Below are 8117 nucleotides of genomic sequence, written 5' to 3'. Positions count from 1 at the left end.
AAAACTCTGTGTCTCTGTGTCTCTGTGAATCTGTGTTCAAGCATAAATTCTCGTGGTGTGGGAACTTATTACGACACTTCATTTTTCAGTGAATAGTCCTTAAATGACATACAAATGAGTGCATATTATCCGTGATAGTGATGTTTGCTACAAAATTATCTGATTTTATAAACTAAATATCTAATATCAAAAGCCTAAATCTTTCCAATAGCTTATCTTTGCCGAATAAAGAAATAGTAAAGGGTAAAACATATAAGGCTATATTCCGCCTTCTTTGACCGAGGATTCAATAATTAAATAAAATACAAATGAAAGCAACCGTAAAATTTTACTTCGTTTTTCTTATTCTAATGGTACACTCATTCCGGGCATCGGCTACAGAGGATTGGGGAAAAGCCTGGAACAATGTGTCTGTAACCAACATCAACAGGGAGGAAGCAACCACCATCGCCATTCCCTTCGCCACGGAGAGCGATGTGCCGGACAACCGCATCGAAGAGTCTCCATACTACGCATCACTAAACGGGATATGGAAGTTCCACTGGAGCAAAGACCCGGAAACAATGCCTGCGGATTTCTATAAAACCGATTTCAATACCGACGATTGGGATACCATCGAAGTGCCCTCTGTGTGGCAGGTATATGGCGTCCGGCAAAACAAAAACTGGGATAAGCCTTTATATACGAACGTCATATATCCGTTCACCTACGATAAGGATTACAGCGTAATGGCCGACCGGCCTTCGCACTTTACCTATAACAACAGTATGAAGAATCCGGTAGGAAGCTACCGCAGAGAGTTCACCATCCCCGCAAACTGGGACGGACGCGACATCTACATCCGCTTCAACGGTGCAGGGCCCGGTTACTATCTCTGGATTAATGGGCGTCAAGTCGGCTACTCCGAAGATTCTTATCTGCCTTCCGAATTTAAAATAACCGACTATGTGAAGAAAGGAACAAACACCGTAGCCGTACAGATCTATCGCTTCACAAGCGGTTCATTCCTCGAAGACCAGGACTTCTGGCGACTGACAGGTATCAGCCGCGACGTATTTATATGGTCGGCTCCCAAAACACAGATACGCGATTACTTCTTCCGCACGGAGTTGGACAAGCAATATAAAGACGCCACAATAACCCTGGACGTCAATCTGACCGGAAAAGCTCTGAAATCAGGAGCACTAACCGCCAAGGTAATGGACGGAACAACGGTGGTGGCAGAGAAAACCATCCAAGCTCCCACCACGGGCAACAATACCCTTACAATGGACGTGGCAAGCCCCCGCAAATGGAGCGCCGAAACACCCGAACTGTACAACTTGATAATCACCCTGAAAGACGGAAAGAAAACCATCGACATACGCGGAGGAAAGGTAGGATTCCGTAAAGTCGAAATCGGCTCCCGGGGAGAACTCCTGATTAACGGCAAGCGTATGGTGTTTCATGGCGTGAATCGTCACGACCACAGTGAAATCAACGGTCGCACTGTCTCCAAAGAAGAAATGGAGCACGACGTCATACTCATGAAGCAGTTGAACATAAACGCCGTACGCACCTCACATTATCCCAATAATCCGTACTTCTATGAACTTTGCGACAAATACGGATTATACGTTCTGGCGGAGGCAAATGTAGAATGTCATGGAAATACCGGACTTTCGGGAGTAGAATTATTCCGCAAGCCTATGGTTGAGCGCAATCAGAACCATGTCAAGCGTTTCAGGAACCATGTATCCATATTTATGTGGTCGTATGGAAACGAAGCCGGAGGCGGCAACAATTTCGAGTATGTAGAAAAGGCTATTAAGGAATTAGACAAAACACGCCTGACGCATTACCAGGGCAACGACCAGTGGAGCGACGTCAGCAGTACCATGTATGCAAACTATGACCATATCAGGTACATCGGAGAAGAACGCCTGAAAGCTGCCAATCCGCGCCCGCACATTCAGTGCGAGAATAGCCACGGCATGGGAAACTCCATGGGAAATGTGCGTGAGATGTTTGAACTGTACGAGAAATACCCCGCATTGACCGGTGAATTCATCTGGGACTGGAAAGACCAAAGCCTGCTGATGCCCGTCCCCGGCAGACCCGGCGAGACCTATTGGGCTTACGGGGGAGACTTCGGAGACAGACCCAACGATGCATCGTTTTGCCTGAACGGAGTGGTATTTGCCGATCACACCATCTCCGCCAAGTCATACAATACAAAGAAAATATACCAGCCTGTAGACTTCTCGATGAAAGAAGACGGAAGAACATTTCTGTTGAAGAGCAAACTGGCATTTAAGGATACAGAGAACCTGGATATTTTTTATTCCGTACTGGAAGATGGCAAAGTGCTGAAAAGAGAGAAGTTGAATGCCACACTCTCTGCCGGAGAAGAAAAAGAAATCACCATCAATGCACTGCCTCTAACTCTGAAACCGGATGCGGAATACTTCATTCGCTTCAACGTTTATCAGCGGCAAGCCACCCTGTGGGCCGAAGCCGGATATGAAGTGGCAAGTGAACAGATGCAACTGAAGGAAGCGAAAAAGCCTCTTTATCAGGCCAATGGAACCGGCGCCATCACCATCCGCGAGAATCCCAACGACATTGCCATAGCCGGAACCGGCTTCGAGATTGTATTCTCCAAATCGCTGGGAACATTAACAAGTTATGCTTCAAACGGAAGGCAAATGATTAGCGAGCCTCTCAAACTGAACATGTTCAGAGCTCCTACAAACAACGACCACATGCAAATAGGCAATTGGCTCAGCATGGGTCTGAACAACCTTACAGTTGAAGCCGGAACATGGGCCATAGAACAAGACCCTTCCGGAAATTCCGTCAGCCTGAGTATAAAGAACATATATAAAGGAGAAGGGCCGAATACATTTACCAATCAGATTCTGTTCAGGGTAATGAATGATGGAACCCTGCTCGTAAACTCCATAATCAATCCTTCCACCAAAGGCGTTGTATTGCCAAAGATAGGCTACCGGCTGGAAATGCCCAAAGGCTACGAAAACCTGACATGGTTTGGCCGTGGACCGTGGGAATCGTATGCCGACCGTAAAGAGGCTTGTTTCGAAGGAGTTTACAACAGTACCGTTTCGGCACAAGTGGAAAAATATCCCCACCCACAGGAAATGATGAATAAGGAAGATGTACGCTGGATGTCACTTACAGATTCTTATGGAACGGGATTCCTGTTTGTTGCTCCGCAGAGAATGGCTGCGTCTGCCACTCACTTCAGAGCAGAGGATATATTTACCGACCATAATAACCGGAAGAAGCATCCGTACGAAGTAGAGTTCCGCGAGAACACCGTAATATGTCTGGATGCGCGTATGCGTGCGTTAGGCAATGCAAGTTGCGGACCGGATGTACTCGACAAATATGAGTTGAAAGCTGAAAATACTACTTTCAATTTCATGATTATTCCGCTTAAAGCAAAGCTGAACAATGAAGAGCTTTCGAAAAAAGCAAGATTTGAAATCCCTGTATGCCCGCCCGTAAAGATAGCACAGGACAAGAAAGGACAGATTGAATTGAGTATCGCGCAACCGGATACGGAAATCTTCTATAGCATAAACGGCGGAAAGTTTAAACCATATACTGCGCCCTTTGAATTTAAAGAAGGCGGAATCATAAAGGCGTATGGCAAATCACCGGATTACCGCGACGGCATTATTGCCGAAGAAGAATTTGAGTTTTTCGTGGATAAGTCGATATGGAAGTTGGTTCATTGTTCGGCTCAGGCACGCGATAACGAAGGATACAGGGCATTCGACGATAATATAAACACCTTGTGGCACACACCTTGGGGAGATAGAGCAGAGAAACATCCGCACGAGATTATCGTTGATATGGGACAAGCGTATCAGATAGCGGAGTTCATTTATCAGGGAAGGCTCAACGGAACCAATGGGCGGATAAAAGAGTACGAGATTTATTTCAGCAACGACCCTGAAGTTTGGGGAGAGCCGGCTGCCAAAGGACAATTCAGGAACATCGCCAATTCACAGCATGTCCCGATATCGCCTTCCTTTCAGGCGCGCTATTTCAAATTCGTAGCAAAGTCAGAAGTCAGAGATAATCCTTATACCTCTGTGGCTGAATTCAATATAAAAGTATCTAAATAACAACTGTTCCGGCTCTGTTGATATCCCGTAGTCACGAATGATGATTACGGGATATTTTTTTGCTCAACAGCTCTAATAGTGCAGTTAGGAAATATATATTAACTATAATAGTGCAGTTAGAGAACTAAAATATGCCGAAATAGTGCAGTTAGAAAACTAAAAGAGCTATCTTTGTATGTGATATTTAAAAACATACTGTTATGAACATCAATGAATATGCGCAGATTGTAGCTGACCAGAAAGAAGAGTTGAGGTTAATCACCCCTAAAGATTTATGTTCCCGAAAGGAAGAAAGCCTATTCGATATAGATAGCCATTTAGCACAAATCGTCATAGGAGTACGGCGAAGCGGTAAATCAACAATCTGCCACAAGGTCTTAAAACAAAGGAACATACCTTATGCTTATGTGAATTTTGATGATGAACGATTATATAAATTAGAATCCAAAGACTTAAACTCCTTATTGGAAGCTATATATATGGTATATGGAGATTTCCATTATTTATTTCTGGATGAAATACAGAACATTGCAGAATGGTTTCTCTTCGTAAACAGGCTGCTTCGGCAGAAGATTCATCTTATCATAACCGGTTCTAATGCAAAACTTCTGAGCAGCGAGCTTAGCACACACCTGACCGGACGATACAATCAAATAGAACTTTACCCTTTTTCCTTCACAGAGTTTTGTCAATACCGAAGAATAGATACTAAAGATATTTCAACCAAAGGGGTGGCTTTCAAAAAAGCAGCATTCGAGGAATATCTTAAAAAAGGGGGATTCCCTGAATTGTTTGAAGTAAAAAACAGCCGTGGATATATACAGGGGTTGTTTGACTCTATTATACGCAAAGATATACAGCAGCGGTTTAAAGTCAGATATATAGAGTCATTGCGTATGCTCGCCAATCATCTGATAGATAATTTCGGTCAGGAGATTATATATGCCGACCTTGCAGAACGATTTGGCTTTGGTTCCTCGCACACAGCAGAGAACTACGTATCTTATTTAAAACGTACATACCTCTTATTAGGCATCCACAAATTCTCATTTAAAAGTAAAGAACGCATCCGAAATGAGAAAGGATATGTGGTTGATATCGCATTTATTACCGAAAGGGACGATGCGATGAACGGGCAAAACTTAGGCTGGAAATTAGAGAACATTGTCTATGTTGAGCTGTTAAGAAGAAACAAGCCTTTATTTTATGATGTTTTCTATTATCGGGAGCAATATGAGATTGATTTTGTAATTTGTGAAGGAAACAATGTCAGAGAACTAATTCAGGTATCTGTTGACATTTCCTCCACAAAGACTTATAATCGTGAAACATCTGCATTATGCAGAGCATCCTCAGATTTAAAATCTGAGAAACTTACTCTAATAACCATGAATGATACTCGGATTATTGAGGAAGACGGACATACCATACAAGTTATGTCCGTCATAGATTGGCTATTGCAGGAATAGATGATTTCGAATATTACCTACCAAACCGTTTTTTCAAATAGCCCTTCAGATTATAAGTTCCCGGAGAATTCCTCGATACCTTTCCATCCTTTTCTATCAACTCATAATGAGGGATACCATTGAAGCGGAATAACTGGCGAAGATAGTTGTACTCTGCCTGAGGTATCCGGTAACAAGCCTCACCTTTCAAATTCTTTTCCACATACTCATTATAAGCTTTTTCCGGGCTTTCACGATCACTTGTGATGTATATAAACTGGAATTCAGGATGGTCTTTGTATAGTTGCCGCAGGTCGGCAGTATTTTCAATGCCCACACGGCAAGGGCCGCAAGTGGTAGCCCAGAAATCAACAAACAGAACTTTGCCCGCATGGGATTTGATGATATTCCGGAAGATTTCAGTGGCAGCTCCTTCAGGCAAAGCATACGTACTGTCATTTTGCAGCGGGAAAGCCCCGGCATACAAACGCTCCGCCTCAGCAACCATGAACGGATGACTGATTAGCTGCTCTTCTTTATCCAACAGGATACGGGCGCCTTCCTTATCGAATTGTTTCAAATCAAAAAGAATACTGCGCAAAGTAATAATCTGCGAAACCAACGGAGTATATCCGACTATGGTATCCAACTGTCCCGCCTTCTTCCTTTGATATTCAAAGTAGCGGTTTATTTTCATTCTTGTTTCATCTTCCACTCTTTGATCTTCATCAATAGATACGCTATTCACTATCTTATTTTCTTTCTCATAGGCTTCGAACAAGTCCTTATGTTTCTCGTTAAGTTCTTTCCATATCTCCGACTCCTCTATAAGTTCGCTTATCTCTCTTATCACAGTCTTACCTGCTTTTTCTTCGCTATCCTTCCGCATCTTTTCCTGCTCGGGGGTAAATACTACGCCATGCTTCTTCAAATAGGTTAGAATAGATTTTTCAGGATATGTATAGGCAGTCTTTCCATATTCAACAGTCGTTGTATCACCCATAGCTCTTGCAAAGTCCATATATTCAAGACGGTTGATAAAACTACTAAAATCTCTGTCAGCTACAATAAGACTGTCATTCAGTGGCATCTGTCGCAAGAAACTGTAATAAGCCGAATCTTCCTTAATCTTCAAAACCGGATTATCTTTTTCTCTTTGTGCCAAATAACCTCTGCTCATAACAAAGTCCAACAGTTTATAACCTTCCGCTATTTTTGTCATATTCTTCACTAATCGCGCCATACTTCCTACGTATTGATTTGCATTCACGAGCGAATCGGCAACATCAGACCAGTGTCTGAATCTTGGTTCACACTGCTCTCTGAACTGGGCTGGCGTCAACTCTTTCTGCATTTTCGAGAATTCTTCATACGGAAAATTCATGTAGTCATCCATATACCTCAGTGCGTGGTTTATATAAGCATCAGCTCCCATATAGTGAAGATTCTTGATAGGATAATAGTAATCGCGTGCGCGACTGCGTGCCATCACCGCTTCCCAATCCAGATAAAGCGTCACCGTCTGCCCCGGTTCTGCATAAAGAGGTATCCAACTGTCTTTAAAAACGACCGAACTGTATATAGGATAATTAGCTTCAAATTTGCACTCAAACCTGCCGTTGGGTTGAAGGTTAACTACCATCGGATAATCTTCCCTTGTCAAATTGTTGGAAACATAAATCAGACCGTTACTAAAACCTAATTTGCGATCATACCCAGCAATGTATCCCTGCAGGCAGATACTGTCGCGACGGAAAACCGGAGTATCCTCATTCTTCGCCTGCGCGGCTTTCATGCTTTTCGTAGTTCGGGAGAAGAGGCGTGCAGGTTCTTTGTCTCTTCTAATCCGGCACAGGCCGTCTTTCTGTGGAGTCAATTCCAGTTTTACGAATTCCCCATCCTCACCTTTCAGAGTCAGCAACATGCTTTTCCCCTTTTGGCGGATATCTTCATATTGATAGAAGCGATTATCCATAACAGCCAAAGAATCGTATATGCCGAACGCCCATTCATAATAATCATTCATTCCCATCCAATTGCCGGAGATTTTGTCAAAGAGCGAGGCTTCGGCGTCTTGTTTTTCCAATGAAATATAATACGTGCTCAGTTCATCATGGTCAGCATCATCCAGGAAATGAATTTCTTTTGTTTCCTTGGGAAGAGGCGGAAAGAGGAGCACAAAGTCCAAAGTACCGGAATCCGGTGTAAATACTTCCTTTTCCAATTCAAAGCCCTCGCTACCTGTGATGTAATATTTCTCACCGGTAGCAGCATCTTGCAAATGAGTGCTTTTACCTGTTTTTACCCACCAATGCGGACGAAAGATAACATGAATATGCAACCGGGTTGCATCCGGATTACGTTCAATCCGGGTAACAGTATAAATACTGCCTGAACGGTATTTAAACTTAGGATTATCAATCACATTTTGTGCTTGGAGCATCATACACGCAGTCCAAAGCAAGAGAAGGCAAATCAGTTTCTTCATACTGTAAATTGTATTGAGGTTATTTAAGTAGCTGTTCATAATTAG

The 8117-nt window shown here is 43.1% G+C and carries 3 protein-coding genes; 2 read left to right on the top strand and 1 reads right to left on the bottom strand.

Features of this window, described 5'->3' with window-relative positions; all coding sequences use genetic code 11:
* Window positions 1-308: 308 nt before the first annotated feature.
* A complete protein-coding gene (locus B2Z67_RS11310; protein ID WP_291529935.1) occupies window positions 309-4136 on the top strand; it encodes a glycoside hydrolase family 2 TIM barrel-domain containing protein in 3828 nt (1275 codons plus the stop codon).
* Window positions 4137-4336: 200 nt separating this feature from the next.
* Window positions 4337-5605, top strand: coding sequence for an ATP-binding protein (locus tag B2Z67_RS11305; protein ID WP_291529934.1), 1269 nt, complete (start codon window positions 4337-4339; stop codon window positions 5603-5605).
* A 13-nt stretch (window positions 5606-5618) separates the two neighbouring features.
* Here the strand turns inward: B2Z67_RS11305 and B2Z67_RS11300 are convergent, their stop codons facing one another.
* Window positions 5619-8072: a TlpA family protein disulfide reductase gene (locus B2Z67_RS11300; RefSeq protein WP_291529933.1), complete on the bottom strand. Its 2454-nt coding sequence runs from the start codon at window positions 8070-8072 to the stop codon at window positions 5619-5621.
* Between the last annotated feature and the right edge of the window lie 45 nt (window positions 8073-8117).

It is taken from the genome of Bacteroides sp. UBA939, assembly GCF_002293435.1.
Classification (GTDB): Bacteria; Bacteroidota; Bacteroidia; order Bacteroidales; family Bacteroidaceae; genus Bacteroides.
Note: the sequence above shows the minus strand (reverse complement) of the source record. Positions and strands in the feature narration are given on the sequence as shown.

Bases quoted from the DNA above. Each gene is read 5' to 3' on its own strand.
- B2Z67_RS11310 (WP_291529935.1), top strand. From the start codon at position 309: ATGAAAGCAACCGTAAAATTTTACTTCGTTTTTCTTATTCTAATGGTA.
- B2Z67_RS11305 (WP_291529934.1), top strand. From the start codon at position 4,337: ATGAACATCAATGAATATGCGCAGATTGTAGCTGACCAGAAAGAAGAG.
- B2Z67_RS11300 (WP_291529933.1), bottom strand. From the start codon at position 8,072: ATGAAGAAACTGATTTGCCTTCTCTTGCTTTGGACTGCGTGTATGATG.